This window comes from Saccharothrix sp. AJ9571, assembly GCF_021725495.1.
Classification (GTDB): domain Bacteria; phylum Actinomycetota; class Actinomycetes; order Mycobacteriales; family Pseudonocardiaceae; genus Amycolatopsis; species Amycolatopsis magusensis.
This window is the reverse complement of the sequence record NZ_CP091382.1, coordinates 42,721-68,265: the sequence shown is the minus strand read 5'-3', so window position 1 is coordinate 68,265 and position 25,545 is coordinate 42,721. Positions and strand designations below refer to the sequence as shown.

Annotated in this window: 25 protein-coding genes and 1 riboswitch; of the genes, 14 read left to right on the top strand and 11 right to left on the bottom strand. The window is 70.6% G+C overall.

Annotated features, from left to right (window positions below; all coding sequences use genetic code 11):
• Positions 1-95: 95 nt before the first annotated feature.
• Both L3Q67_RS00360 and L3Q67_RS00355 read left to right on the top strand, forming a co-directional pair.
• Positions 96-827 (top strand): ABC transporter ATP-binding protein, encoded by a 732-nt coding sequence (locus tag L3Q67_RS00360; protein ID WP_372444218.1) that lies wholly within the window; start codon positions 96-98, stop codon positions 825-827.
• Positions 827-2,716 (top strand): ABC transporter permease family protein, encoded by a 1,890-nt coding sequence (locus L3Q67_RS00355; RefSeq protein ID WP_499187590.1) that lies wholly within the window; start codon positions 827-829, stop codon positions 2,714-2,716. The genes L3Q67_RS00360 and L3Q67_RS00355 overlap by 1 nt, the downstream gene beginning before the upstream one ends.
• Here the strand turns inward: L3Q67_RS00355 and L3Q67_RS00350 are convergent, their stop codons facing one another.
• Both L3Q67_RS00350 and L3Q67_RS00345 read right to left on the bottom strand, forming a co-directional pair.
• On the bottom strand, positions 2,717-3,991 hold the full coding sequence (locus tag L3Q67_RS00350; protein WP_499187589.1) for an MFS transporter: 1,275 nt from the start codon (positions 3,989-3,991) through the stop codon (positions 2,717-2,719).
• Positions 3,992-4,074: 83 nt separating this feature from the next.
• Positions 4,075-4,611 carry a CGNR zinc finger domain-containing protein gene (locus tag L3Q67_RS00345; protein WP_499187588.1) on the bottom strand — a complete coding sequence of 179 codons (537 nt, stop codon included), beginning with the start codon at positions 4,609-4,611 and terminating at the stop codon, positions 4,075-4,077.
• 84 nt (positions 4,612-4,695) lie between these two features.
• Between L3Q67_RS00345 and L3Q67_RS00340 the strand changes: the two genes are divergently transcribed.
• A complete protein-coding gene (locus L3Q67_RS00340; protein WP_499187587.1) occupies positions 4,696-5,538 on the top strand; it encodes an alpha/beta fold hydrolase in 843 nt (280 codons plus the stop codon).
• Here L3Q67_RS00340 and L3Q67_RS00335 read toward each other — a convergent pair.
• Positions 5,535-7,637, bottom strand: coding sequence for a RecQ family ATP-dependent DNA helicase (locus L3Q67_RS00335; RefSeq protein WP_499187586.1), 2,103 nt, complete (start codon positions 7,635-7,637; stop codon positions 5,535-5,537). The two genes, L3Q67_RS00340 and L3Q67_RS00335, sit on opposite strands and share 4 nt — an antisense overlap.
• 278 nt (positions 7,638-7,915) lie before the next feature.
• Here L3Q67_RS00335 and nadD point away from each other — a divergent pair, with 278 nt between their 5' ends.
• From nadD to L3Q67_RS00305, 6 genes are all read left to right on the top strand, one after another.
• Complete coding sequence (gene nadD / locus L3Q67_RS00330; RefSeq protein WP_499187585.1) at positions 7,916-8,488, top strand: nicotinate-nicotinamide nucleotide adenylyltransferase; 573 nt, start codon at positions 7,916-7,918, stop codon at positions 8,486-8,488.
• A 124-nt stretch (positions 8,489-8,612) separates the two neighbouring features.
• The gene (gene rsfS / locus L3Q67_RS00325; protein WP_499187584.1) at positions 8,613-9,014 is read left to right on the top strand and encodes an RsfS/YbeB/iojap family protein; all 402 of its coding nucleotides are present in this window, start codon (positions 8,613-8,615) and stop codon (positions 9,012-9,014) included.
• Positions 9,011-9,616: a histidine phosphatase family protein gene (locus L3Q67_RS00320; RefSeq protein WP_499187583.1), complete on the top strand. Its 606-nt coding sequence runs from the start codon at positions 9,011-9,013 to the stop codon at positions 9,614-9,616. The genes rsfS and L3Q67_RS00320 overlap by 4 nt, the downstream gene beginning before the upstream one ends.
• Complete coding sequence (gene octT, locus L3Q67_RS00315; protein ID WP_499187582.1) at positions 9,613-10,350, top strand: SGNH/GDSL hydrolase family protein; 738 nt, start codon at positions 9,613-9,615, stop codon at positions 10,348-10,350. The genes L3Q67_RS00320 and octT overlap by 4 nt, the downstream gene beginning before the upstream one ends.
• A 9-nt stretch (positions 10,351-10,359) precedes the next feature.
• A complete protein-coding gene (locus L3Q67_RS00310; protein ID WP_499187581.1) occupies positions 10,360-11,202 on the top strand; it encodes a DegV family protein in 843 nt (280 codons plus the stop codon).
• A 170-nt stretch (positions 11,203-11,372) separates the two neighbouring features.
• Positions 11,373-11,765: a DUF6221 family protein gene (locus L3Q67_RS00305; protein ID WP_499187580.1), complete on the top strand. Its 393-nt coding sequence runs from the start codon at positions 11,373-11,375 to the stop codon at positions 11,763-11,765.
• A gap of 118 nt (positions 11,766-11,883) precedes the next feature.
• Here L3Q67_RS00305 and L3Q67_RS00300 read toward each other — a convergent pair whose 3' ends face one another.
• From L3Q67_RS00300 to thrC, 5 genes are all read right to left on the bottom strand, one after another.
• Entirely contained in the window at positions 11,884-12,294 is a 411-nt protein-coding gene (locus tag L3Q67_RS00300) for an SRPBCC family protein (RefSeq protein ID WP_499187579.1), read from the bottom strand.
• A complete protein-coding gene (locus L3Q67_RS00295; RefSeq protein WP_499187578.1) occupies positions 12,291-12,608 on the bottom strand; it encodes a metalloregulator ArsR/SmtB family transcription factor in 318 nt (105 codons plus the stop codon). The genes L3Q67_RS00300 and L3Q67_RS00295 overlap by 4 nt, the downstream gene beginning before the upstream one ends.
• A 66-nt stretch (positions 12,609-12,674) precedes the next feature.
• A complete protein-coding gene (locus tag L3Q67_RS00290) occupies positions 12,675-15,062 on the bottom strand; it encodes a ComEC/Rec2 family competence protein (protein ID WP_499187577.1) in 2,388 nt (795 codons plus the stop codon).
• Positions 15,059-15,793: a ComEA family DNA-binding protein gene (locus L3Q67_RS00285; protein ID WP_499187576.1), complete on the bottom strand. Its 735-nt coding sequence runs from the start codon at positions 15,791-15,793 to the stop codon at positions 15,059-15,061. The genes L3Q67_RS00290 and L3Q67_RS00285 overlap by 4 nt, the downstream gene beginning before the upstream one ends.
• Positions 15,794-16,212: 419 nt before the next feature.
• Complete coding sequence (gene thrC / locus L3Q67_RS00280) at positions 16,213-17,472, bottom strand: threonine synthase (RefSeq protein ID WP_499187575.1); 1,260 nt, start codon at positions 17,470-17,472, stop codon at positions 16,213-16,215.
• Positions 17,473-17,483: 11 nt separating this feature from the next.
• Positions 17,484-17,619, bottom strand: a riboswitch (SAM riboswitch).
• Between the two features lie 118 nt (positions 17,620-17,737).
• Here thrC and holA point away from each other — a divergent pair.
• Positions 17,738-18,712 carry a DNA polymerase III subunit delta gene (gene holA, locus L3Q67_RS00275; protein ID WP_499187574.1) on the top strand — a complete coding sequence of 325 codons (975 nt, stop codon included), beginning with the start codon at positions 17,738-17,740 and terminating at the stop codon, positions 18,710-18,712.
• A 368-nt stretch (positions 18,713-19,080) separates the two neighbouring features.
• Here the strand turns inward: holA and sthA are convergent, their stop codons facing one another.
• Both sthA and rpsT read right to left on the bottom strand, forming a co-directional pair.
• Positions 19,081-20,493, bottom strand: coding sequence for a Si-specific NAD(P)(+) transhydrogenase (sthA, locus tag L3Q67_RS00270; RefSeq protein ID WP_499187573.1), 1,413 nt, complete (start codon positions 20,491-20,493; stop codon positions 19,081-19,083).
• Positions 20,494-20,580: 87 nt separating this feature from the next.
• Positions 20,581-20,841, bottom strand: coding sequence for a 30S ribosomal protein S20 (rpsT, locus tag L3Q67_RS00265; RefSeq protein ID WP_499187572.1), 261 nt, complete (start codon positions 20,839-20,841; stop codon positions 20,581-20,583).
• Between the two features lie 160 nt (positions 20,842-21,001).
• On the opposite strand from rpsT, the gene L3Q67_RS00260 reads away from it, so the two are divergent.
• From L3Q67_RS00260 to L3Q67_RS00250, 3 genes are all read left to right on the top strand, one after another.
• A complete protein-coding gene (locus tag L3Q67_RS00260; protein ID WP_499187571.1) occupies positions 21,002-21,862 on the top strand; it encodes an EamA family transporter in 861 nt (286 codons plus the stop codon).
• Positions 21,863-21,884: 22 nt separating this feature from the next.
• A complete protein-coding gene (locus L3Q67_RS00255) occupies positions 21,885-22,274 on the top strand; it encodes a VOC family protein (RefSeq protein ID WP_499187570.1) in 390 nt (129 codons plus the stop codon).
• A 156-nt stretch (positions 22,275-22,430) separates the two neighbouring features.
• Positions 22,431-22,967, top strand: a complete 537-nt coding sequence (locus tag L3Q67_RS00250) for a hypothetical protein (RefSeq protein WP_499187569.1) — start codon at positions 22,431-22,433, stop codon at positions 22,965-22,967.
• Positions 22,968-22,970: 3 nt separating this feature from the next.
• On the opposite strand, the gene L3Q67_RS00245 is transcribed toward L3Q67_RS00250, so the two are convergent.
• Positions 22,971-23,561 carry a class I SAM-dependent methyltransferase gene (locus tag L3Q67_RS00245; protein ID WP_499187568.1) on the bottom strand — a complete coding sequence of 197 codons (591 nt, stop codon included), beginning with the start codon at positions 23,559-23,561 and terminating at the stop codon, positions 22,971-22,973.
• Between the two features lie 93 nt (positions 23,562-23,654).
• Between L3Q67_RS00245 and lepA the strand changes: the two genes are divergently transcribed.
• Positions 23,655-25,544, top strand: coding sequence for a translation elongation factor 4 (gene lepA / locus L3Q67_RS00240; RefSeq protein ID WP_499187567.1), 1,890 nt, complete (start codon positions 23,655-23,657; stop codon positions 25,542-25,544).
• Position 25,545 lies beyond the last annotated feature (1 nt).

Here is a 25,545-nt window from a genome sequence, read left to right as displayed (position 1 = left end):
AGGTATACCTGGCTATACCCCCGATCCGGGCGCTGGCGGTAGTGCCCGCACCCCGGTCCGCCCGGTTTGCTGGGCGGGTGAGTGCGGAAGCCGGGATACGCGTGGTGCCAGCCATCGAGCTCTGGGAGGTGACCAGGGAGTACGGCGAGCGGCAGGCCAGGGTGCGTGCGCTCGACCGGGTCAGCATCGGCTTCCCGCCGGGCACCTGGACCGCGGTGATGGGGCCGTCCGGCTCGGGCAAGTCCACCCTGCTGCACTGCGCCGCCGGGCTGGACCGGGTCAGTGGCGGGCGGGTGGTGCTGCTCGGCAACGACATCACCCTCGCTCCCGACAGCGCGCTCACCGCGTTGCGCCGCAGTGCCATCGGCTTCGTCTTCCAGAGCTTCAACCTGCTGGGCGCGCTGACCGCCGAGCAGAACGTCGCGCTGCCGTTGCGGTTGGCCGGAGCCCGCGTGGCGAAGGACGAGGTGCACGCGGTGCTGGCGTCGGTCGGGCTGGGTGACCGGATCCGGCACCGGCCGCGCGAGCTGTCCGGCGGGCAGCAGCAGCGGGTGGCGATCGCCCGCGCGATGGTGACCCGGCCCGCCGTGTTGTTCGCCGACGAACCCACCGGGGCGTTGGATTCGAAGTCGGCGCGCGGGGTGCTGCGGCTGCTCCGGGAGATGGTCGACCACGCGCGGCAGACCGTGGTGATGGTGACCCACGACCCGATGGCGGCGGCCGCCGCGGACGCGGTGGTGTTCCTGTCCGACGGCAGGCTCGTCGACCGCCTGGACCGGCCCACCGCCCGGCAGGTGGCCGACCGGCTCGCGAGCCTGGAGTCGTGATGCTGCGGCTTTCGGTGAGCACGTTCGGGGACAAGCGCAGGTTGTTCGGGGGTGCGCTGCTCACCGTGGCGCTCGGGGTGGCGCTGGTGCAGTCCTCGCTGCTGCTGATGGGGTCGACGGCACGGGCGCGGATCCCGGACGGGCTCGATCCGGCCACCGCGGATCGCGTCCGGTCCGGGTTCGACGGCGCGGCCACGCTGATGGGCATGACCGTGCTGCTGTCCGGTTTCCTCGGCTTCTTCATCGTCGGCTCCACGTTCGCGTTCACCGTGGCGCAACGGCGGCGTGAACTCGCGCTGCTGCGGCTGGTCGGCGGCGGGCGCGGGCAGTTGTACCGGCTGCTGCTCGCCGAAGCGTTGCTGCTTGGGGTGACCGGCACCGCGCTCGGGGTGCCGCTCGGCGTGGTGGCGACCTGGCCGCAGTCGTGGTTGCTGAACGCGCTCGGCCTGGTGCCGGACGACTTCTCGGCCACGTGGGATCCCCGCGTGCTGTGGGTTTCGGGCTTCGTCGGCATCGGGGTGTCCCTGCTCGGCGTGCTCAGCGCGGCTCGCCGGGCGGCCGCGGTCCGGCCGCTGGAAGCGTTGCGGGACAGCGGTTCCGTGCACCGGGTGATGACCGTCGGCCGCTGGCTGACCGGACTGTCCATGGTCGCCTTCTGCGCCGGGCTGGTGGTGCTCGCGCAACGGGTGGAACTGGCCGGGGCGCTGGCGATGTCCATGCTGGTGGCCATCGTCGGCGCGGCCGGGTTGAGCGTGCTGAGCCCGCTGGTGGTGCCGCTGGCCGGGCGCGTGCTCGGGCTGCTGCTGAGGTCCACCGTGCTCGGCCAGGTCGCCGAGGCGAACCTGCGCGACGGCGTGCGCCGCAGCGCGTCGACCGCCGCCCCGCTGATCGTGCTGACCGGGCTGGTGCTGGGGCTGGCGGGCACGATGGCCTCGCTGACCGAGCTGAGCGAGCAGGAGCAGCAGCGCACCACGGTGGGTGATCTGGTGGTCGAGTCGACCGGCGCCGAGGCCGACCGGATCGCCGCGCTCCCCGGGGTGGCCGGGGTTTCGGTGGAGGTCTCGGTGCCCATCCACATCCAGGCCGGACTGCGCGAACAAGGCTGGTCACGCACGGAGAACTACTACGACGGCCTGACGGTGGTCGATCCGGCCGCCTACCGCGAGGCGCACCTGATCCGGCCGCGCGCGGGTGACCTGGCCGAACTGCGCGGAGACACCATCGCGGTCGGGCCCGCGCTCGTGGGCGAAGGCATCCGGGTCGGCGATTCGGTGCGCGCCACGTTCCCCGGCGGCGAGAAGCAGTTGCGGGTGGTGGCGGTGATGCCGGAGACCGTCGCGGAGGGCGCCAGCTTCCTGCTGCCCAGGGAAGCCGTGCCCGCCGAAGTCGTCGCCGAGGCGCCCGCGGTCTCGCTGGTCCGGCTGGCGCCCGGCGCCGACCCGGCCGTGGTGAACGTCGGACAGGTATCCACTTTGGACGACTGGATCACCGCCGATGTGGAGGAGCAGCAGCGCGACAACACCGCGTTCCTGGCCGCGCTGATGGGACTTTCCGGGCTCTACGCGGCGGTCGCCGTGGTCAACGCGGTGGTGATGGCGGGGGCCGAGCGCGGGGTCGAGTTCGCCGCCGCGCGGGTGACCGGGCTGACCCGGCGGCAGGTGGTGTGGATGGCGCTGATCGAGGCGTGGGCGGTGACCGTGATCGGGCTGGGCCTCGGCTGCCTCACCCTGGCCGGGGTGCTGGTCGGCATGCCGGTGGTCGCGGTGCCGTGGCGGCTGCTCGGTTTCCTCGCCGCCGGTGCGTTCACCGCGGTGGGCGTGACCAGCGTGTGGACCACGGTGCTGGCGACCCGCCCGTCACCGGTTTCGCTGGTGGCCGCACGCGAGTGATCAGCGCAGCTCGCTGCCCTTCGTCTCGGGCAGGGTCAGGATCACCAGGAAGGCGACCGCGGCGCCGCCTGCCACGTAGATGAAGAACAGGTTCGGCTGCCCGATCGTGGCCAGCCAGCTGATCAGCAGTGGCGCGGTGCCGCCGAAGATCGCGACGGTCAGGTTGTACCAGGCGCCGATGCCCAGCGCGCGCAACTCGGTCGGGAACAGCTCGGACATGATCGCGGGCGCGATGGAGGTCATCGCGGTGTACAGGCCGAGGCCGACGCAGAAGACCACCAGCAGGTTCCCGAAGCCCGGCCGGACCAAAGTGGACAGCGGGATGATCAGCACCGCGATGGCCGCCGACCACACCAGGAGCTGCGGTTTGCGGCCGTAGCGGTCGGCCAGCGCGCCCATCGGGTACTGCAGTGCGACGAACAACGCGGTGGCGATCGACAGCGCCAGGAACACCTCGGTGTCGTCGGCCTTGCGGGTCTTCACCGCGAACGGGGTCAGCGCGCTGAAGAAGGTGTAGTAGCAGAGCGTGGAGAGCATGGTGAAGCCGATCAGCCTGCCGACCGACTTCGGGTGCTCGCGCAGGGTGGTCAGCAGCGGGCGCTCCACCCGGCGCGCGGTCGACTTGTTCTGCTCGAACTGCTCGGTCTCCACGAGGCTGCGCCGCAGCCACAGCCCGATCAGCCCCATCACCCCGCCGAGCAGGAACGGGATGCGCCAGCCCCACGAGTTGAGGTCGTCCTTGGTCAGCGTCTCGGCGAGCACGTAACCGAGCACGGAGGCGATCAGCACCGCGGTGCCGGTGGAGATGTAGAAGAAAGAGGAGTACCGGCCACGGCGCGGGGCCGGGGCGATCTCGCCGAGGTAGGCCGAGGCGTTGGACACCTCGCCGCCGAGCGAGAGGCCCTGCGCCACCCTGGCCAGCAGCAGCAGGATCGGCGCCAGCCACCCGACCTGCTCGTAGGTGGGCAGCACGCCGATCATCACCGAGCCGCCCGCCATCAGCACGATGGTCAGGATCATCGCCGGCTTGCGGCCCTTGAGGTCGGCGAACCGGCCGAGCAGGTAGCCGCCCAGCGGGCGGAAGAAGAACGCCAGCGCGTAGGTGGCGAAGGTGTTCACCTGGGACAGTTCGCCGGGGAAGAAGGCGGCGGCGAAGTAGATGCTGAAGGTCGCGTAGATGGTCCAGTCGAACCACTCGAGCGCGTTGCCCACGCTCGCGGCGAACAGCTTCCGGACCGGGAGGCGGTGCTGCACCTGGGGATTCGACTCGACCATGTTGACCTCCGCGCTCGGTCCGGTTGAGGCAGGACCTTGCCACACGGATGGGTGAGTTGGAAGATCCCCGTTCCGGCCCGGAGTCAGTTCTTGTGCTTCTGGTAGTACCGCGCCACCCGGGCCCGGTTGCCGCAGACCGCCGGTGAGCACCAGCGGCGGCGGGGGTGCGCGGGCAGGAACAGCAGCAGGCAGTCCTCGGCCTCGCAGTTCGTGACACGGGTGATCGAGTCGCTGCCGAGCAGGTCGGCGGCCGCTTCGGCGAGTTCGGCGACGAGCTGGGCGACGCGGTCGCCGTCCCGGCGCGAGCGGACGACGACCGTCGAACCGTCCCAGGTCAGCTCCCGGTAGGCGGGCGCCGCGCGCTGCGCTTCGGTCAGCGCGCGCAACGCGGACGCCGGCGGACGCCTGCCGTGCCGCGCTTCTTCGACGGCCGTGGCGATGTGCGCGCGGATGCCGGTGACCGCCTCGAGCGCGGCCTCGGTGGCGGGGGCGGCGGTGAGCCGTCCGGCCTGCGCGTCGAGCCAGGTCGCGAGCGCGCCGGTGGTCGGCAGCAGCTCGCCGGTCGAGTCCCGGGTGTTGACCAGGTCCAGCGCCAGCGGTTCGCCCAGCAGCGGAAACATGGGCTAATGCTACATCACGGGGTTGACTCATTAGGTTGGTGACGGCTATACCTAATGCATCTTCGAGTGATGGAGGCATGTGAAATGACGATCGTCCAGGTGCGGCACGGGTTCACCGAGGTGGCCGGGGTGCGGGTGTTCCACCGGGAGGCGGGGCCGCCGGACGCGCCCGTGGTCCTCCTGCTGCACGGCTTCCCGTCGGCGTCGCACCAGTACCGGCGGCTGATGGAGGTGCTCGGCACGCGGTACCGGCTGATCGCGCCGGACCTCCCCGGATTCGGGCACACGGAGGTGCCCGCCGGGTTCACCTACACCTTCGACCGGCTGTCCGAGATCGTCGAAGGCTTCTGCGTGGCGCTCGGGCTGGACCGGTTCGCGATGTACGTCTTCGACTACGGCGGGCCGGTCGGTTTCCGCATGGCCGTGCGGCATCCCGGGTGGATCACCGATCTGGTGGTGCAGAACAGCAACGCCTACGAGGAAGGGCTCACCGAGCTGGCGCGCGGCTTCATCGCGAGCCGGCGCGAGGACGTCAGCGCCATCCGCGAGGTGCTCACGCTGGAAGCCACTCGTGGCCAGTACGAAGGCGGCACCGGCGACGTTTCGGTCGTCGCGCCGGACGGCTGGATCCTCGACCAGTACTTCCTGGATCTGCCGGGACGCGAGGAGATCCAGATCGAGCTGGCGCTCGACTACAAGTCCAATGTGGAGCGTTACCCCGAGTGGCACGAGTATCTGCGGCGGCACCAGCCGCGGACGCTGATCCTGTGGGGCGTGAACGACCCGTTCTTCGGTGCGGACGCCGCGAAGGCGTACCTGCGTGACCTACCGGACGCGCGAATGCACCTGTTCGACACCGGGCACTTCGCCCTGGAGGAGAAACTGCCCGAAATGGCTCCGCTGATCGACGACTTCCTGGGCGGCTAAGAGGTCGCGGCGAGGGCGAACGGCAGCACGGCGGGCGCCCCCGCCTGACGCAGCAGCCGGGCGGCGATGGCCATCGTCCAGCCGGTGTCGGTCACGTCGTCGATCAACAGCACCGGCCCGGACAGCCCGGCCACCGCCTCCGCCAGTTCCGGCGGCAGCGAAAGCCGGTTCCACAGGTCGGCCACGCGCTGCGCGCTGTTCGCCCGGCGCGGCCGTTCACTCGCGGCGGCGAGCGAACCGAGGTAGTCGAGCCTGCCGATCCGCGCGATGCGCTGGGCGAAATCGCGCACCAGGATCGGACGGCTGCTCGAAGGCAACGAGACCACCGCGACCGGGCGCTCGGCCCAGTCCCAGGCGGCGAGCACCTGCACGCAGGCCTGGAACACCGCCTCGGGCACCTCGCCGTCCGCGGCCGAGTCGCCGACCAGCTCGCGCAAACGATTGCCCCAGCCGATGTCGGTCAGCCTGCCGAGCGCGCGGCCGGGCTCGGTCTGCTCGCCGGCCGCGATCTTGCCGGAGACCTTGATGCCCAGCCCGGCCATCCCGGTCGGCCACTGCTTGCGCGAGGTCAGCTCCACCCCTGGCCGCCGGAGGTCCCGCGCGGTCTTGTCCACAACGGACTCCGACACCTCGGCGGAGAGGTGCTTGCCGGTGCAGTTGTCGCAGCGGCCGCACGGCGCGGCGTGCGGATCGTCGAGCTGGGCGAGCAGGAACTCCATCCGGCAGCCGGCGGTGTTCTGGTAGTCGAGCATCGCCTGCTGTTCGGCGTTGCGTGCTTCGTGAACCCGCTCGTAGCGCTCGGCTTCGTACTCCCACGGCTGCCCGGTGCTTTCCCAGCCACCGCGCACCCGGCGCACCGCGCCGTCCACGTCGAGCACCTTGAGCACCATTTCCAGGCGAGTGCGCGAAAGCTCCACCTTGGGCTCCAGCGCGGCTGTCGACAGTGGACGGTCGGCCATCGCCAGCGCGTCGAGCAGCTCGTCGACCACGCGCCTGCCGGGGAAGGCCAGCGAGCCGAAGTAGCGCCAGATCTGCACGTCCTCGTGTCCGGGCAGCAGCACGACCTCGGCGCGGTGCACGCCACGGCCCGCGCGGCCGACCTGCTGGTAGTACGCGATCGGCGAGGAGGGCGCGCCGACGTGCACCACGAAGCCGAGGTCCGGCTTGTCGAAACCCATGCCCAGCGCGGAGGTGGCGACCAGTGCCTTGACGCGGTTGCCGAGCAGGTCGTCCTCGGCGGCCTGGCGCTCGGCCGGATCGGTCTTGCCGGTGTAAGCGGTGACTGGGTAGCCGTGCTCGTTGAGCAGCCGCGCCACGTCGTGGGCGCCGGCGACGGTGAGCGTGTAGATGATGCCGGAGCCGGGCAGTTCGCCGAGGCGTTCGGCCAGCCAGGCGAGCCGGGCTTCGGCGGTCGGCAGCCGGACCACCGACAGGTGCAGGCTTTCGCGGTCGAGCGGGCCGCGCAGCACCAGGGCATCCCCGGAACCGACGCCGAGCTGCTCAGCCACGTCGGTGACCACCCGGTTGTTCGCCGTGGCCGTGGTCGCCAGCACCGGCACGCCCTCGGGCAGCTCGCCGAGCAGGGTGCGCAGGCGGCGGTAGTCGGGGCGGAAGTCGTGGCCCCAGTCGGAGATGCAGTGCGCCTCGTCGACCACCAGCAGCCCGGCGGTGGCGGTCAGCTTCGGCAGCACGGTGTCGCGGAAGTCCGGGTTGTTCAGCCGTTCGGGGCTGACCAGGAGCACGTCGGTGCGCCCGGCCGCGATGTCGGCCTGCACCTCGTCCCAGTCCTGCTGGTTGGCCGAATTCATCGTGGCCGCGTGGATGCCTGCGCGGTTCGCCGCGGTGATCTGGTTGCGCATCAACGCCAGCAGCGGCGAGATGATCACCGTCGGGCCGGCGCCCTGCTCGCGCAGCAACGCCGTGGCCAGGAAGTACACCGCCGACTTGCCCCAGCCGGTGCGCTGCACGACGAGCGCGCGCCGCCGCTGCGCGACCAGCGCCTCGATGGCGGTCCACTGGTCTTCGCGCAGGACGGCGTGCTCTCCGGCAAGGGCGCGGAGCAGTTCGTCGGCGCGCGGGCGCAGGGTTTCGGCGTTCACGCCACCACCTCTACCCCATGGCACCGACAGGTTCGCGGGCAGTGCATGTGACGCAGGTCACTACTCGATCGGTGCCCCGGCCGTCATGTCACCCGGCCGCGCACCTCTGTCCTGGGTGTACCGCCTCCGTTCCCGGGAGACGCCGGTACGCGGCGGTTCCCCCAGGCCGTCGCAGCGCGGTGCGCGGGCGCCCCGGTGCGGGCGGACCCGCGCACCGCGTCCGCGGCACAGGCCACGTACCCTGCCTGTTCATGCCAGAACGGCGTCGAATCGGGGTCATGGGCGGAACCTTCGATCCCGTCCACCACGGGCACCTCGTCGCGGCCAGCGAGGTGCAGTCGCGCTTCGGGCTCGACGAGGTCATCTTCGTGCCGACGGGGCAGCCGTGGCAGAAGTCCGACCGGGTGGTCACCCAGGCCGAGGACCGGTACCTGATGACGGTGATCGCCACCGCGTCGAACCCGGTGTTCTCGGTCAGCCGGGTGGACATCGACCGCGGCGGGCAGACCTACACCGTGGACACCCTGCGCGACCTGCGCGCCCACTACCCCCACGACGAACTGCACTTCATCACCGGCGCCGACGCGCTCGAGCAGATCCTCACCTGGCGCAACGCCGAGGAGCTGTTCGACCTGGCCCACTTCATCGGCGTCACCCGCCCCGGCTACCACCTCAACGACCACCACCTGCCCAGCGGCAAGGTGAGCCTGGTCGAGGTGACCGCGATGGCGATCTCGTCCACCGGCTGCCGCGAACGCGTCGAACGCGGGGAACCGGTCTGGTACCTGGTGCCCGACGGCGTGGTCCGCTACATCGACAAACGAGGGCTCTACCGCGACGCGCCGGAGTGATCCCGGCACCCCGTTCGCGCGGTGGCCTACGCCATAACCGGTCGGGCATCCCGGGTGCTCGCCTGGTGCCGTGATTGATCCGGGTACCCTCATCGGGCGCATCCGTTTACCCGAAGGAGCCCTGTTGACCGCCACGTCCGAAGCCAGGGAACTGGCCGTCGCCGCCGCACACGCGGCGGCGGACAAGAAGGCCTCGAACGTGGTCGTGCTGGACGTTTCCGACCAGCTCGTCATCACCGACGCCTTCGTGATCGCCTCGGCCCCCAACGAACGCCAGGTCGGCGCCATCGTCGACAACGTCGAAGAGAAGCTGCGCGAAGCCGGGCACAAGCCGGTCCGCCGCGAAGGCGCCAGGGAAGGCCGCTGGGTGCTCCTCGACTTCGTCGACGTCGTGGTGCACGTCCAGCACGACGAGGAACGCTCCTTCTACGGCCTCGAACGGCTGTGGAAGGACTGCCCGCGCATCGAGGTCGACGGCCTGACCGTGGGCGGCGCCGAAGGGGAACCGGCCGAGGAGCGCCCGTGACCCAGCGGCTGGTGCTGTGGCGGCACGGTGAAACCGACTACAACGCCGCCGGCCGCATGCAGGGGCACCTCGACTCCGCGCTGACCCAGGTGGGCTGGAACCAGGCGCGGTTCGCCGCGCCCGCGCTCGCCCGGTTCTCCCCGGACCTGGTGATCGCCTCCGACCTCCACCGCGCCACCGACACCGCCACCGTGCTCACCGAGGCCATCGGCGTGCCGCTGCGCATCGACAAGCGCCTGCGCGAAACCCACCTGGGGGAGTGGCAGGGGCTGACCGGCGCCGAGGTGGACGCCGCGTACCCCGGTGAGCGCGACCTGTGGCGCACCGACGCCACCTGGGCCCCGCCCGGCGGCGAGTCGCGCGTGGACGTGGCCGACCGCGCCTACGAGGTGGTCGCGGACCTGGTGGCCGCCGGCACCGGGCCCACCGTGCTGCTGGCCGCGCACGGCGGCCTGATCATCGCGCTGACCGCCCGGCTGCTCGGGCTGCCGGTCGAGGTGTGGCCCACGCTCGGCGGTATCGGCAACTGCCACTGGGTGGAACTGGGGCGCCGCAACGACATGTGGCGGCTGCACGTGTACAACGCCGGCATCACGGGGTGAGCCCGCGGCTGCTGGTGTTCGGGGACTCGCTGAGCTTCCACGGCCCCGACCACGAGTACGCGGCCGACGAACCCCGGCTCTGGCCGAACCGCGCCGCCGACGCGCTCGGCGGCACCGCCGACCTGGTCGCCGGCTTCGGCTGGAACGCCCGCGACCTGTGGTGGTCGCTGACCGGCGACCCGCGCGTCTGGGCGGACCTGCACCACGCCGACGTGGTGATCCTCGCGATCGGCAGCATGGACACCCTGCCGTCGCCGCTGCCCACCTACCTCCGCACCGGGCTGCGGTACCTGCGCCCGGACCGCCTGCGCCGCGTCGCCCGGCAGGCCTACCTCGCCGCCCAGCCGCGTCTCGCGGTCGCCTTCCGCGGCAGGCCCGCGGTGCTGCCCGCCGCGTTGACCGTGCGGTACCTGGACATGTCGGTCGAAGCGCTGCGTGCCCTGCGGCCTTCGCTGCCGATCGTGGGAATGCTGCCGTCAGTGCATCGCGCCGAGTCGTACGGCCGGGTGCACGCCGCTCGCCCGGCTGCCGCCGCCGCGATGACCGAGTGGGCGCAGCGGCGGGAGGTGCCGATGCTCGACCTCGCCGAGGTGGTCGGAGAGCACGTGCTCGGCGGGCACGGCAACCCGGACGGCATGCACTGGGGCTGGGAGGGACACGCCTCCGTGGGTGCCGAAATGGCAAAACTCGTCAGCGGGTTGCTGCTCACCGGGGAACCACCCGCGGGCCCGTAGGCTGGTGCCGTGCCGGTAGCCGTAGTGACGGATTCGACCGCCCATCTGCCGGAGGGTTTTGCCGACCGGCATGCCATCCGGGTGGTGCCCCTGCACGTGCTGATCGACGGGGTGTCCGCACTGGACGGCACGGACGTGGGGCCCGCCGCCCTCGCCGAGGCGCTGGGGCAGCGGCGCATCGTCACCACTTCCAGGCCCACGCCGAACGAGTTCGCCGCCCAGTTCCGCGAGGCGCTGGCCGACGGCGCCGAGGCGGTGGTCTCGGTGCACCTGTCGCGTGAGCTGTCGGGCACCTGGGAGGCCGCGGTGCTGGCCGCGCAGGAGGTCGGCCCGGACAAGGTGCGCATCGTCGACTCGCGCACCACCGCGATGGGACTCGGCTTCGCCGCGCTGCACGCCTCGTCGGCCGCTGCCTCGGGCGCGTCGCCTGCCGAGGTGGAGAAGGCCGCCGTCGAAGCCGCCCGCCGCTCGGAGACGCTGTTCGTAGTGGAAACCCTCGAACACCTTCGCCGCGGCGGCCGCATCGGCTCGGCGGCGGCGTTGCTGGGCACCGCGCTGGCGGTGAAGCCGGTGCTGCACATGTGTGAGGGACGCATCCTGCCGCTGGAGAAGGTGCGCACGATGAACCGCGCCATGGCGCGCATGGTCGACCTGGCGGTGCGCGCCGCCGGTGACGACCCGGTGGAGCTCGCCGTGCACCACCTGGCTTCGCCGGAGCGGGCGGTCGAACTGGCGAACCGCCTGGAGGAGCAGCTGCCGCGGTCCTCGGGCTGCCTGGTGTCGGAACTCGGCGCGGTGATCGGCGCCCACACCGGCCCCGGCGTGCTCGGCGTGGTGATCCAGCGCCCCTGAGCGTGTCTCACGTTTCACCGACGGTGATCTTTTTTCGGCAGTGACCGGCTTGTTATGTCCGGTTCGTAACGCTCGGTGAGATACTTCCGACGAGGAAGTAGGCGCGGTGGGTCCGTTCGGGGACCTGGCTCAGGGGATCGCGCGGGGGCGATGCAGAAAGGACGTTCCCGGTGACCGATCTGGTGGCGTTCCTGATAACGAGGGTGAACGAACGCCAGAACTTGATCATGCGGACGGTGCAGAAGGGCAAGACCGGCGACCAGCTCGACCACGCCGACCTCGCCACCCAGACCGAAATGCGCATCCGCGGCCTCGGCACGCTCGAACTCGACTCGATCAACCGCATGATCCGCGAGGTGGAAGCGACCCGCCTGATCATCGAAACGCATGAAACCGGGGTGACCGACCGGGTGGCCGGATTCCCCCTCTACGGCAGTGATTATTGGTGCGAGGTGTGCCACGTTCCCGGTGGTGAGCCGGGCAAGAACTGGTGCCGGACGTTGCGGTTGCTGGCCCTGCCGTACCAGGACCACCCGGGGTACCGCCGGGAATGGCGCCCTTGACAACTGGCCGCCGAACGGGCGAACTAGGTATGAGAAGGCTCTTGCACCGCCCGGTGGCCCAACCGTGGACGTGGCCTCTCCGGTAGCCGCCGGGGGCCACGTCCACGGCGGTTCCGGCTCAGTCGATCGCGGGAACCAGCTCCGCGAGCCGGGGCAGGACGCCGTCGCGCCACCCGGGCCCCATGCGCTCGCAGGCTTCGCGCTGCCGCTTGTCGTCGAGGTCGAAGCCGGAGTGCTCGAGCAGGAGCCGGGTGCCGTGTCCTTCCGGGACCAGTTGCCAGGTCAGGGTCCAGGTGTCGTTGAAGGTGTAGACGAACCGTTCGTGCGGCTGGGACTCCACCACGGTGCAGGGCACGTCGCCGTACCCGGGCATCTGAAGGTGGAACTCGTGCCCCACGTGCTCCGCGATGTTCCCGGGCGCCCACCACTTCGCGTGCAGGTCGGGATCGGTCAGCGCCCGCCACACCTTCGCGGGCGGCGCGTTCATGAACTGATCGACGACGATGGTGCCGGTACGGGCGTAGGTCATCGGTCCTCTTCCTCGTTCTCCAGTAGGTCTGCCATGGTGCGCAAACGTTCGCGCCAGAACCGCTCGAACGGGTGCAGCCAGTCGCCGACCCGCGCCAGCGGCGCCGGTTCCAGGTGGTAGAAGCGCTGACGCCCCACCGGCTCGTCGCGGACGAGCGCCGCCTGGCGAAGGATCTTCAGGTGCTCGGCCACGGACGGACGGCTCATCTCGAACTGCGCCGCCAGATCGCCGGCCGTCCGTGGCCCGTCGGCCAGCAACTCCAGCAGCCGCCGCCGGGCCGGACTGGCCAGCGCCAGGAACACTTCGTCGGACATGCCGGGGAGCTTATGTAGGCCGCTGCCTACATGTCAACTATCACCTACGCTTTTGGCTCCTGTGGGTCAGCGGCCCCGGCGGAGGATGGCGGGGGTGTCGTCGAGCGGGAAGATGGCCGTGTCGCCGTCGTCGTCGGTACGGGTCAGGAGGGCACCGCCTTTGCTGAGGTTGTCCATTGTGGATTGATGTGGGTGGCCGTAGGAGTTCCCGCCGCCGACGCTGACCACGGCGATCCGCGGGCCGACGGCGGCCAGGAAGTCCGGCAGCGAGTACCGCGAGCCGTGGTGCGGCACTTTCAGGATGTCGGCTCGGAGGTCCTCCTTCGCTGCCAGCAGGTCCGCCTGTGCGGCCAGTTCCACGTCGCCGGTGAGCAGTACTCGTCCCGCGCTGGTGTGGCCTCGGAGCACCAGCGAACTGTTGTTGATCAACGTGCCGTCCTTCTCCGCGGCGGCGCGGGTGGTCACGTAGCGCGGCCCGATCACGTCGAGGCTCAGCCCCGGCCAGTCGAGTCGTTGCCCGAGCGGCAATTCCACCAACGGCACCCCGTGCGTCCCGGTCACCTCCGCCACCTTGTCCCAGGCCCATCGCGGTGCCCGCCCGGCGCCCACCGCGACCGCGCCGACGGTCCTGTTTTCGAACACCGACTCCAGGCCGCCCACGTGGTCCGCGTGCAGGTGGCTCAGCACCAGCAACGGCACCCGATCCACCCCGAGCCGGTCGAGACAGCGGTCCACCGGGCCCGGCTCGGGACCGGTGTCCACCACGACGGCTCGTCCTGGCTCGGCTGTGGCCAGCACGATGGCGTCACCCTGGCCGACGTCGCAGGCCACCACCGCCCAGCCCGGCGGAGGCCACGGCGGCGCGATCACCCGTACCGGCACCGTCACCAGCAGGACGACCACCAGTCCGGCCGCGATCACCAGCCGCACCCTGGCGAATCGCCCGGCCACCACGAGCACGCCGGCCACCAGCGCGGCCAGCAGACCGCCCCACCAGCCCGACGGCCAGCCCAGCACGGCCCCGGGTACCGCCGACGCCTCCCGGGCGACCAAGATCAGCCAGCTCGCCTCCGGCCCGGCCAGCCGCACCAGGAACTCCGCCCCGCCGTGCCACACCGGGGCGAGCACCGTCGCCAGCACCCCGAAAATGGTCGCCGGAGCGACCACCGGCGCCGCCAGCAGGTTCGCGACCACCGCCACCAGGCTCAGCTCACCCGCCATGCCCGCGACGATCGGCGCGGTCACCGCGAAGGCCGCCACCGGCACCGCCAGCCACTCCGCGAGCCCGGACGGCATGCCCCGCCGGGCGAGCGCCGTGGCCCAGCGCGGTGCCAGCAGCACCAGTCCCGCGGTGGCCACCACGGACAACGCGAAACCGAAGCTCGCCGCCATCGCCGGGTCGTACAGCACCAGACCAGCGACGGCCGCCGCCAGCGCCGGAAGCGCGGTGCCACGCCGCCCCAAGGCCAACGCCAGCAGCCCGACGGCACCCATCACCCCGGCTCGCAGCACACTCGGCTCCGGTCCGGTGATGATCATGTACCCGGCGAGGGCCAGGCCCGCGCCCGTCGCCGACACCACCGGCCCGAGCCGCAGCAGGCGGAGCAGCAACAGCACCGCGCCACAGACGATGGTCACGTTGGTGCCACTGACGGCGGTCAGGTGGGACAGGCCCGCGTCGCGGAACTCGTCTTCGACCCGTCTGGACATGCCGGCGGTGTCGCCGACGGCCAGCCCTGGCAGCAACCCGGCGGGCTCCTCGTCGAGCACACCAGACGCTTTGCGCAGCCCGGCTCGCATCGACGCCGCCGCTTGCTGCCACCACGGTGCCTCGGTGGTTGCCTGCGGTGACCCTCGTACCTGGAGGGCCGCCACCGTCAGCTCGGCCGGTCGCCCCGGGTCCAGGGAACCCGAGGCGGTCACCTGCTGCCCTGGCAACAGACTGGACCAGCCGTCCAACGCGGCGATCAAGACCACCCGGCCGTTCGAGCGCACCATCCGGCCCTCGACCGTCGCCTCGGCGACGTCCGCCGGGATCACCACCGCACTCGTACCACCTGCCCTTCCTGCGTATCCGGCCGAGCGGATCGGCCTTGGTCGTTCGGTGACCGTCACCCGGAGCACCGCATGCACCCCCCGATCCGCCGACGGGCGAATCGGATCCTCTTGCGCGTTGTGCAGCCGCGGCGTCACCACGACTGCGAGCACCGCGCCGAAACCGAGTAATGCCAACAAAAGCGCGCGTGTTCGCTCACCGCCGACAGCTCGGCGACGGATCACCACAAAGGCGACGGCAGCCGCGGCCGCGACTCCAGTGCCGACCGCGACCGCCACCCACCAGCCGATCAGCAGGCCGCCGAGCGTGCCGAGCCAGACGGTGAGCGCCGCCGGCACCAATCGCAGGTCGTGCGCGGTCGGCGCCGGGTTCACCGCCAGGTCGGCGGCGACGGTCATTGCACGGTCACCTGGTCACGCAAGCGCGTGAACCGGGTTTCGCCGATCCCTTCTATTTCACGGAGTTGCTCGACCGCGGTGAAGCGTCCGTGCTGGTTGCGCCAGTCGAGGATGCGCTTCGCGGTCACTTCACCGACGCCCGGCAGATCGTCGAGCTGGGTCAGGCTCGCGGTGTTGAGGTCCACCTTGACCGTCGGCCCGGCGCCGGGGGAAGTCGGCGCCGGACCTGGGGCCTGTGGGGGAGCGCCCACATCGAGTTGCTCGCCATCGGTGAGGCGGCGGGCCAAGTTCACGGTGGCGAGATCGGTATCGGGCAGGATGCCGCCGGCGGCACGAACCGCGTCCGCGACACGGGCACCGGCGGGCAGCGTGACCAGGCCAGGCTTGACGACCTTGCCGATCACGCTCACCACCAGCTCACTGGTTGCGCTCGGCGGTGCGCTGGACACCGGCGCGGCGCGAGCGACCGGCAGCGGCGGGGCGCGCTCCGGCTCGGGTCCGCCGCCGAGCAGCAGGACCGTGGTGATGACGACCGTGAGCACACCGGCGACGGCGAACGCGATCGTGGCGCGTCGTTTTACTGGGCTACCGCGGACTTTGGGCAGCCAGCGGGTGACCAGCCTGCGCGTGCGATCGCGCTCGACCCGGGCCGCCAATTCGGTGAGGTCGGGTTTGTGCTCCTCGGAGGATGGGGCTCCGGGGCGGGTGAGGGGGTGAAGTCGCTCGAACACACAAGCGACGTTAGGAGGAATGGGAGGGGGAGGACAGGGGATGGGGGAGGGGCTGTGGACAAGTGGGTGGGTGTGGACAAGTCAGGTGTCGTGGGACACGAATGTGGCTTTCGGAGCGGAGATGGGGTTCCCTGATTTGAAGACGGGAAGGGTTCCGCCGAGGACGAAATGAGTGCGACTGTGGTCGATTGAAAAGGGTGGGTGATGGGCTCGGATGGGCGTGCAGATAGCCCGGATGCCGGTTTGACGCCAGATTTGGCTTGGGGATGCTCGGCCGCGCCGTAGGGCCCCCCGAGGGGGCATGGCTGCCGAGTTGGGAGTGGGCTGCCGCGGCCGGAGTGGGCTCGTCATGGAGCGGACACGAATGTGGCTTTCGGGGACGAATCCGCCCCGAAAGCCACATTCGTGGCCGGTACGGCTTACTTCGCCAGGGCGGCGCGGACGGCGTCGGCGTTGGCGGGGACGGTGGCGCGCGGGCCGACCTTGCCCTCGATCGCGTCGAGCGTCTTGAGGCCGTCGCCGGTGATCAGGAGGACGGTTTCCTCGTCGGGGTTCAGCTTTCCGGCTTCGACGAGCTTCTTCGCGGTCGCCACGGTCACGCCGCCGGCGGTCTCGGTGAAGATGCCCTCGGTGCGCGCCAGCAGCCGGATGCCCTCGACGACCTCTTCGTCGCTGACGTCCTCGATCGAGCCGCCGGTGCGGTTGACCACGTCCAGCACGTACGGGCCGTCCGCCGGGTTGCCGATGGCCAGCGAGCGGGCGATGGTGTCCGGCTTGACCGGCTGCACCACGTCGTGCCCGGCGCGGAACGCGGCCGACACCGGCGAGCAGCCGGTGGCCTGCGCGCCGAAGATCTTGTACGGCGACTGCTCGACGAGCCCGAGCTCACCCAGCTCGCGGAAACCCTTGTCCACCTTGGTCAACTGCGAACCGGAGGCGATCGGCACGACGATCTGCTGCGGCCGTCGCCAGCCCAGCTGCTCGGCCACCTCGAACGCCAGCGTCTTCGAGCCCTCGGAGTAGTACGGCCGCACGTTGACGTTGACGAACGCCCAGTTCTCGTTCTCCGCGGCCAGTTGCGTGGCCAGGCGGTTGACGTCGTCGTAGTTGCCGTCGACGGCGATCAACGCACCGTCGTAGACCGCGGTGGTCAGGATCTTGGCGCGCTCCAGCGTCTTCGGGACCAGCACCACCGACTCCCAGCCGGCGCGAGCCGCCGCGGCGGCCACCGCGTTCGCCAGGTTGCCGGTGGACGGGCAGGCGAGCACCTCGAAGCCGAACTCGCGGGCGGCGGCCAGGGCCACCGCGACCACGCGGTCCTTGAACGAGTGGGTGGGGTTGCCGGTGTCGTCCTTGACCCAGACTCGCTTGAGCCCCAAGGCTTTCGCGAGCCGGTCGGCACGCACCAGCCGGGTACAGCCGGGCTCGGTGTTCGGGATCTCCTCGACGTTCGACGGCACCGGAAGCAGGCTCTTGTAGCGCCAGATGTTGCGCGGGCCCTTTTCGATGTCCTCGCGGCGCACGCGGCCGAAGTCGTAGGCGACCTCGAGCGGGGAAAAGTCCTCGGCGGAGACGAACTCGGGCGCCAGCGGCTGGCGGTGGCCCTCTTCCTTCGACACCAGTTCGACGGCCGGGCCGAGGTCCAGGGTGCGCTTGGTCGTGCGGAGGGTGGCAGTCATCGCGAGGTCCTTCCTCATCTGCCCCACGGGTGTGTGGGCCGGAATTGGCACCGTGATCGTCAGCTACCTCGCGGAATCGAGATGACAGGCTGACGCCGGTTGCCGGGGCTTCATCGGGCCGTATCCCTCTGCCCCTCTGGATGAGCGGTATTCAGTTGTCGGCCCGCGCTCGGCGCGGTGCCTCGTCAACACCGTACGGCATCCCGCCACGACCTCGCGACCACCTCACCGTGCCGGGCTAGTGGCCGCCGGGCGTGGCAGGATCGTGCCCGTGACCGACGCAGCCGCTCTGCACCTCGTGCTCGGTGAGGAAGAACTGCTCATCGAACGGGCGATTCGAGCCGCCCTCGAGTCCGCCCGCAGTGCCGACCCGACAGCGGATCTGACCCGGCTGAAGGTGTCCGAACTCACAGCTCCGATGCTCGCCGAATTGGTCAGTCCGTCGCTGTTCAGCGAGGGCCGCGTGATCGCGATCGACGGCGCGCAGGACGCGTCACAGGAGATCGGTGACGCGATCCTGTCCTACGTCAAGGATCCCGCCGACGGCGTCGTGCTGGTGATCGTGCACACCGGCGGTGGCCGGACGAAGGCGGGCAAGGCGCTGCCCGCGGCGCTGCGCAAGGCCGGGGCGCAGGTGGTCGAATGCCCGAAGGTCACCAAGCCCGCCGAGCGGGAAGCGTTCGTGCGCAACGAGGTCCGGCAGGCGGGCGGCAAGATCGACGCGGCCGGCGTGATGGCGCTGCTCGACTCGGTGGGGTCAGACCTGCGGGAGTTGTCGTCGGCCGCGACGCAGCTGGTGGCCGACTCGGGCGGCAAGGTCGACGAGCAGGCCGTGCGGCGTTATCACCGCGGCCGGGCCGATGTGACCGGGTTCGCGGTGGCGGAGAAGGCGGTCTCGGGGGACCGGGCCGCGGCGCTGGAGTCGGTGCGCTGGGCGATGCAGATCGGGGTGCCGCACGTGCTGGTCGCGGACGCGCTGGCGGACGCGGTGCGCACGATCGCGCGAGTGGCGGGTGCGGGGCGGGGGAACCCGAACTCGATGGCGGGGGAGCTGGGGATGCCGCCGTGGAAGATCCGGAAGGCGCAGGGGCAGGTGCGGGGCTGGGGCGCGGACGGACTGGCCGACGCGATGCGGATCGTGGCGAAGCTGAACGCCGAGGTGAAGGGCGCGGCGGCGGATCCGGACTACGCGCTGGAGCGGGCGGTGCTGCAGATCGCGGCGGCTAAGGATGGTCGCTGAGGGCGGGTGCCGTTGGGGCGGTCACGCTGGTTCCTGAGGGCGGGACTGGGGCGTGGGCTCGCTTTTGAGTGGGGACTCGGTGGCTCGAGTGTGGACTTCGGCTGCGGGAGTGTGGAACTCGGCTGCCTGAATGTGGAACTCGCGGTCGCGAATGTGGAGTTCGGCTGCCTGAAGGCGGACTCGGGCTGGCGGGCGCGGGCTTCGGCTGACCGAGTGTGAGGTATGTGGTCGCTGGTGTGGGGTTCAGCTGCCCGAGCGTGGGATTCGGCTGCCTGAGTGTGGAACTCGCGGTCGTGGATGTGGGGTTCGGCTGCCTGAACGTGGGGTTCGGGTGCGTGAGTGTGGGACTCGGGTGCGTGGGTGTGGGGTTAGGGGGTGAAGCGGGCTAGGGCGCGGATTTTGTTGGTGGCGTCCAGGGCGGCGACCTTGTAGGCCTCCGACAGGGTGGGGTAGTTGAAGACGGTGTCCACCAGGTAGTCGACGGTGCCGCCGCAGCCCATGACGGCTTGGCCGATGTGCACCAGGTCGGTGGCCCCGGTGCCGAAGACGTGCACGCCGAGGAGCTTGCGGTCCTCTGTGGACACCAGCAGCTTGAGCATCCCGTACGAGTCGCCGGCGATCTGGCCTCGGGCGAGTTCGCGGTACCGTGCGGTCCCGGTTTCGTAGGGGATGGACGAAGAGGTCAGTTCGGCCTCGGTCGCGCCGCAGTACGAGATCTCCGGGATGGTGTAGATGCCGATCGGCTGCAGGGCGGCCAGCTCGTTCGCCGGTTCGCCGAAGGCGTGGTAGGCGGCCAGCCTGCCCTGGTCCATCGAGGTCGAGGCCAGCGCCGGGAAGCCGATCACGTCACCGACGGCGTAGATGTGCGGGACCTCGGTGCGGTACTGGGCGTCGACGGCCAGCCGTCCGCGTTTGTCGGCGGTCAGGCCCGCGTGCTCCAGGCCGAGTTCGTCGGTCATGCCCTGCCGTCCCGCCGAGTACATCACCGCTTCGGCCGGGATGCGCTTGCCGCTGGCCAGCGACGTGACCGTGGCGTGCTCGCCGACCGCCACGTCCACCACCTTCTCGCCGAACCGGAAGGTCACCGCCAGGTCCCGCAGGTGGAACTTCAGCGACTCGACGATCTCCGGGTCGCAGAACTCCAGCATCCGCTCACGCTGCTCGACCACGGTCACCCGGCAGCCCAGCGCGGCGAACATCGACGCGTACTCGATGCCGATCACCCCGGCGCCCACCACGACCAGCGAGGTCGGGATGCGGTCCATGCTCAGGATCTCGTCGGAGTCGAGCACGCGGGCCTCGTCGAAGTCGACCTCCGGCGGGCGCGCCGGCCGCGTGCCGGTGGCGACCACGACGTACTCGCCGGTCAGCGCGGTCCGCTCGCCTCGCGGGCCGCCTTCGATCGCGACGGTGTGCGGGTCGGTGAACCGGCCGAGGCCGGTGATCAGGTGCACCCCGTTGCGCAGCAGCTGCGCGCGGACCACCTCCACCTCGCGCCCGATCACGTGCTGCGTGCGTGCCATCAGGTCGGTGATGGTGATGTCCTGCTTCACCCGGTAGCTGGCGCCGTACAGCTCGCGCTGGCTCATCCCCGTCAGGTAGTGCACGGCCTCACGCAGCGTTTTCGACGGGATCGTGCCGGTGTTGACGCACACCCCGCCGACCATGTCGTGGCGGTCGATCACCGCGACGCGCTTGCCGAGCTTGGCCGCGGCGATCGCCGCCTTCTGCCCGCCGGGGCCCGAGCCGAGCACGATCAGGTCGTAGTCATAGGCGCTCACGCCGCACAGCCTGCCCTATCGGCGCCCGGAACACACGAAAAAGCCCCCGGTTCGATCACCGGGGGCTCCTTTCGAAAAAAGCGAGCGTCAGAGCGCGTTGACGCGCCGGGCCATCGCCGACTTCTTGTTGGCGGCCTGGTTGGCGTGCACCACGCCCTTGGTGGCGGCCTTGTCCAGCTTGCGAGCGGCCTCGCGCTGGGCCTCGGCGGCCTTGGCCTTGTCACCGGAGTCCGCCGCCTCGCGGAACTTGCGGATCGCGGTCTTCACCGAGGACCGGATCGCCTGGTTGCGCTGACGCGCCTTCTCGTTGGTCTTGATGCGCTTCATCTGCGACTTGATGTTGGCCATACCGGCGCTCCCTTGGTTCCTCTGGTGGGTCGCTGCCGCGTCGAACAAAGTGGCCCCGCACTCGCGGGTTTCCTCCATGGCGGAATGCCACGCGGCAACGAGCGAAAAGCCTAACACCCCTGATCAGCGGGCTCGCGGCCGGGAGGTAGGTTGACCGCCGGTGAACGTGACGGCCCTGCTCCTCGTGCTCGGTGCGGCCGTCGTGCACGCCGGGTGGAACCTCGCCGCGAAGCGGGTCGCCGACGGCGGCGCGCGGTTCGTCTTCCTCTACTACACGGTGACCGCGGTCCTCTTCGCGCCGATCGCGGCGGTCTCGCTGCTGCTCACCGACGCACGTCCCCAGTGGACCTGGCTGCTGGCCGCCGCCGGTACCGCCGTGCTGCACGTCGCGTACGGGATCGTGCTGCAGCGCGGCTACGCGGCCGGTGACCTGTCCGTGGTGTACCCGCTGGCCAGGGGCAGCGGGCCGTTGCTGTCGGTGCTGGCCGCGGTCCTGGTGCTCGGCGAACGACCGGGCTGGGTCGGCCTGCTCGGGGCGTTCCTCGTGGTGGCCGGGGTGCTGGTGATCGGCAGTGGAGGTGGGGGCGGTGACCCGAAGCAGCGCCGCGCTGGCATCTTCTACGGCCTGCTCACCGGTGCCGCGATCGCCGCGTACACCCTGTGGGACGCGCATTCGGTGACCGATCTGGCCGTGCCGCCGCTGGTCTACTTCAGCCTCGGCGCCGTGCTGCAGAGCGCGCTGCTCGCGCCGTACGCCCTGCGCGGCGCCGCCACCGGCCGGTTGTGGCGGGAGCACCGGCGCGAGGTGCTGCTCGTCGGGGTGTGCTCACCGGTGGCCTACCTGCTCGTGCTGTTCGCCATGCGGCTGGCGCCCGTGAGCCTGGTCGCACCGGCGCGTGAGCTGAGCATCGTGCTCGGCGGGCTGGCCGGGTGGCTGGTACTGGGCGAAGCCGACCCCGCGCGGCGCGTGTTCGGTTCTTGTGTCGTGCTCGCCGGCATCGCCGCCATTGCGGTGGCGTGAGCCCGCAGGTAGGCAGAAAGGCATGGAAGTTCTGAGCAGCCGCGTCCTGCTGATGCCGAAGGACCTCGAAGTCTCCACCGCCTTCTACCGCGACACCCTCGGCCTGGCGATCTACCGGGAGATCCCGGTCGGCACCATCTTCTTCCTCGGTGGCGGATTCTTGGAACTCGTCGGCCGCGGCGAGACCGGGCCGACCCCGGACATCGCCTTCTGGCTGCAGGTCCGCGACCTGCCCGCGACGCTGGCCGAGCTGGCGGCCAAGGGCGTGGAGCCGGTGCGCGAGGCCAGGCGCGAGCCGTGGGGCCTGGACGAAGCCTGGATCGCCGACCCCGACGGCACCAGGATCGTGCTGGTCGAGGTGCCGGAGGGGCACCCGCTGCGCACCGACGTCCGGGACCATTCGAAGGACTGAGTCACCTTCGGCGCGTGACGAACGCCACTCACTGGGCTGGCTCGCCCAGCGCTTCGGCGACACGGCCAAGACCCTCGGGCCTTAACGCCAGGGTGAAACGCATGGCCGGGGTCGCTGGCGCGGGGGAACGTGGAGGCACCTTCGAGAGGAGCCCCCGTGTTCAGACGCAGATCGATGACCTTCGTCCTGTCCGCGACCGCAGCGGCCACGGCCCTGCTGTTCACCGGTGTCGCCGGTGCCGAACCCGTGCCGGAGAAGGAGGGCAAGTACTGCGCCACCCTGCTGGCCAAGGGAAAGCCGGGGGAGGCCTCCCCCGTGGTCACCCGGCACTGCAGTGACACCAAGGAGGTCGCCGAGGCCGCCGTCTTCTCCGTCTCCGCGGACAGCACCTGGCTCGGGAGCGTCTCCGAGCACGAGTTCCAGCAGGGCGAGGAGGAGATGTACTTCGGCGACAGCGGGCCCTGCGACGCCGAGGGCTACCGCGTCGACTGGATCCGCTGGGAGCTGCAGAACAAGACTTCGTCGTTCCTCGGCTGGAACAACTGCAACTACGTCACGCTCTACGACAACTCCAACGCCGACCCCAGCGCGGGGTACTGGTCGGCTGCCGACCTCGGCTTCAACTACACCATCGTGGACGAGCTGCCGGACTTCAACGACCGCGCTTCGTCCCTCCGGTTCCGGAACCTCTGAGCGCTAGTCCGCCCGGATCGCCCGTAGTTGCGCGGCGCGGGCGGCGAGCGGTCCCGGCGGTTCCCAGACCCAGGTCTGCAGGTCGGTGAACCCCGCTCCGGTCACCTCGGCGGCGAGTTCGTGCCTGCCCACGGGGAGCCACTTCTCGTGGGCGGAGAGCACGAGCTTGCCGCCGGGCCGGAGCACGCGGCGCACCTCGGCGAAGCCGGCCGCGCGGTCGGGCCACAGCTGCACGTTGTTCACCGAGATCACCACGTCGGCCGAGGCGTCCTCGAGCCCGGTCTCCGCGGCGGAGCCGAGGTGCAACTCGACGTTGGCCGTGCCTTCACAGCGTTCGGCGCACAGTTCCAGCATCTCGGCGGACGGATCGACGCCGATCACCCGCCGGGCCCTGGCCGCCGCGGCGAGCACGCCGACCCCCGGTCCCGGCCCGATGACCAGCACCGTTTCGCCTTCGGTGAGCCGCGCCACACCCACCACGTGCCGCTCGGTCGCGGCGTTGCCCGTCGCCATCAGCCAGCCGCCGACGCGCCCGAGCACTCCGCGCGGATGGCCGAACGCCCGGTCCAGCACCTGTTCCAACGATGTACTCATACCTTCGATGGCAACACGGAGCGCAGCCGATCGCATCGGGGATCGCCCGGAGATGAGCACTGGTCAACCCGGTCGGTGACCTTCCATGGGACGATGGACCAGCCGAATCCCGACTTTTGCCGAGGACCAGTCACTGTGACGTTCGCCGACACCACCTTCACCCCGCCGGAGTTGATCCGCAACTTCTGCATCATCGCGCACATCGACCACGGGAAGTCCACCCTGGCCGACCGGATGCTGCAGCTCACCGGCGTGGTCGAGGGGCGGGCGATGCGCGCGCAATACCTCGACCGCATGGACATCGAACGGGAACGCGGCATCACCATCAAGGCGCAGAACGTGCGCCTGCCGTGGCAGCTCGACGGCCAGGACCACGTCCTGCACCTGATCGACACCCCCGGCCACGTGGACTTCACCTACGAGGTCTCGCGTGCGCTGGAGGCCTGCGAGGGCGCGATCCTGCTGGTCGACGCCGCGCAGGGGATCGAGGCGCAGACGCTGGCCAACCTGTACCTGGCGCTGGAGAAGAACCTCCACATCATCCCGGTGCTGAACAAGATCGACCTGCCCGCCGCCGAGCCGGACAAGTACGCCGCCGAGCTGGCGCGCATCATCGGCTGCGAGCCGACCGACGTGCTGCGCGTGTCGGCGAAGACCGGGCAGGGCGTGCGGGAGCTGCTGGACGAGGCCGTGCGGCAGGTGCCGCCGCCCGTCGGTGACGCCGACGCCCCGCCGCGCGCGATGATCTTCGACTCGGTCTACGACACCTACCGCGGCGTGGTCACCTACATCCGCGTGGTCGACGGCAAGATCACCCCGCGCCAGCGGATCAAGATGATGTCCACCGGCGCCACCCACGAACTGCTCGAGGTCGGCATCATCTCGCCGGAGCCCAAGCCCAGCGCCGGGCTCGGCGTCGGCGAGGTGGGGTACCTGATCACCGGGGTGAAGGACGTCCGCCAGTCCAAGGTCGGGGACACCGTGACCTCGGAGCGCAAGGGCGCCGAGAAGGCGCTGGCGGGCTACCGCGAGCCGAAGCCGATGGTCTACTCGGGCCTGTACCCGGTGGACGGCTCGGACTACCCGGTGCTGCGCGAGGCGCTGGAGAAGCTGCAGCTCAACGACGCCGCGCTGACCTACGTGCCGGAGACCTCGGTGGCGCTGGGCTTCGGCTTCCGCTGCGGCTTCCTCGGCCTGCTGCACCTGGAGATCACCCGCGACCGGCTCGAGCGCGAGTTCGGCCTCGACCTGATCTCCACCGCGCCGAACGTGGTCTACCAGGTCTACCTGGAGGACGGCAGCGAGGTCGTGGTGACCAACCCGTCGGACTGGCCGACCGGGATGAAGATCGCCGAGGTGCACGAGCCGCTGAGCAAGGTCACGGTGATCGCGCCGTCGGAGTTCATCGGCGCGATCATGGAGCTGTGCCAGGGCAAGCGCGGGCAGCTGCTGGGCATGGACTACCTGTCCGAGGACCGGGTGGAGCTGCGGTACCACCTGCCGCTGGCGGAGATCATCTTCGACTTCTTCGACTCGCTGAAGTCACGCACCCGCGGGTACGCCTCGCTCGACTACGAAGAGGCCGGGGAGCAGGCGTCCGAGCTGGTCAAGGTCGACATCATGCTGCAGGGCGAGGCGGTCGACGCGTTCTCCGCGATCGTGCACAAGGACGCCGCGTACGCCTACGGCAACAGGATGGCCACGCGGCTGCGCGAGCTGATCCCGCGCCAGCAGTTCGAGGTGCCGATCCAGGCGGCCATCGGCTCGCGGATCATCGCCCGCGAGACCATCCGCGCGATCCGCAAGGACGTGCTGGCCAAGTGCTACGGCGGTGACATCTCGCGGAAGCGGAAGCTGCTGGAGAAGCAGAAGGAAGGCAAGAAGCGGATGAAGACGGTCGGCCGGGTGGAGGTCCCGCAGGAGGCCTTCGTCGCCGCACTGTCCACGGACGACTCGTCGGACAAGGGCAAGGGCAAGAAGTAAG

Bases quoted from the DNA above. Each gene is read 5' to 3' on its own strand.
- L3Q67_RS00355 (WP_499187590.1), top strand. From the start codon at position 827: ATGCTGCGGCTTTCGGTGAGCACGTTCGGGGACAAGCGCAGGTTGTTC.
- L3Q67_RS00350 (WP_499187589.1), bottom strand. From the start codon at position 3,991: ATGGTCGAGTCGAATCCCCAGGTGCAGCACCGCCTCCCGGTCCGGAAG.
- L3Q67_RS00345 (WP_499187588.1), bottom strand. From the start codon at position 4,611: ATGTTTCCGCTGCTGGGCGAACCGCTGGCGCTGGACCTGGTCAACACC.
- L3Q67_RS00340 (WP_499187587.1), top strand. From the start codon at position 4,696: ATGACGATCGTCCAGGTGCGGCACGGGTTCACCGAGGTGGCCGGGGTG.
- nadD (WP_499187585.1), top strand. From the start codon at position 7,916: ATGGGCGGAACCTTCGATCCCGTCCACCACGGGCACCTCGTCGCGGCC.
- L3Q67_RS00300 (WP_499187579.1), bottom strand. From the start codon at position 12,294: ATGACCTACGCCCGTACCGGCACCATCGTCGTCGATCAGTTCATGAAC.
- L3Q67_RS00295 (WP_499187578.1), bottom strand. From the start codon at position 12,608: ATGTCCGACGAAGTGTTCCTGGCGCTGGCCAGTCCGGCCCGGCGGCGG.
- L3Q67_RS00290 (WP_499187577.1), bottom strand. From the start codon at position 15,062: ATGACCGTCGCCGCCGACCTGGCGGTGAACCCGGCGCCGACCGCGCAC.
- thrC (WP_499187575.1), bottom strand. From the start codon at position 17,472: ATGACTGCCACCCTCCGCACGACCAAGCGCACCCTGGACCTCGGCCCG.
- rpsT (WP_499187572.1), bottom strand. From the start codon at position 20,841: ATGGCCAACATCAAGTCGCAGATGAAGCGCATCAAGACCAACGAGAAG.
- L3Q67_RS00255 (WP_499187570.1), top strand. From the start codon at position 21,885: ATGGAAGTTCTGAGCAGCCGCGTCCTGCTGATGCCGAAGGACCTCGAA.
- L3Q67_RS00245 (WP_499187568.1), bottom strand. From the start codon at position 23,561: ATGAGTACATCGTTGGAACAGGTGCTGGACCGGGCGTTCGGCCATCCG.
- lepA (WP_499187567.1), top strand. From the start codon at position 23,655: ATGGACCAGCCGAATCCCGACTTTTGCCGAGGACCAGTCACTGTGACG.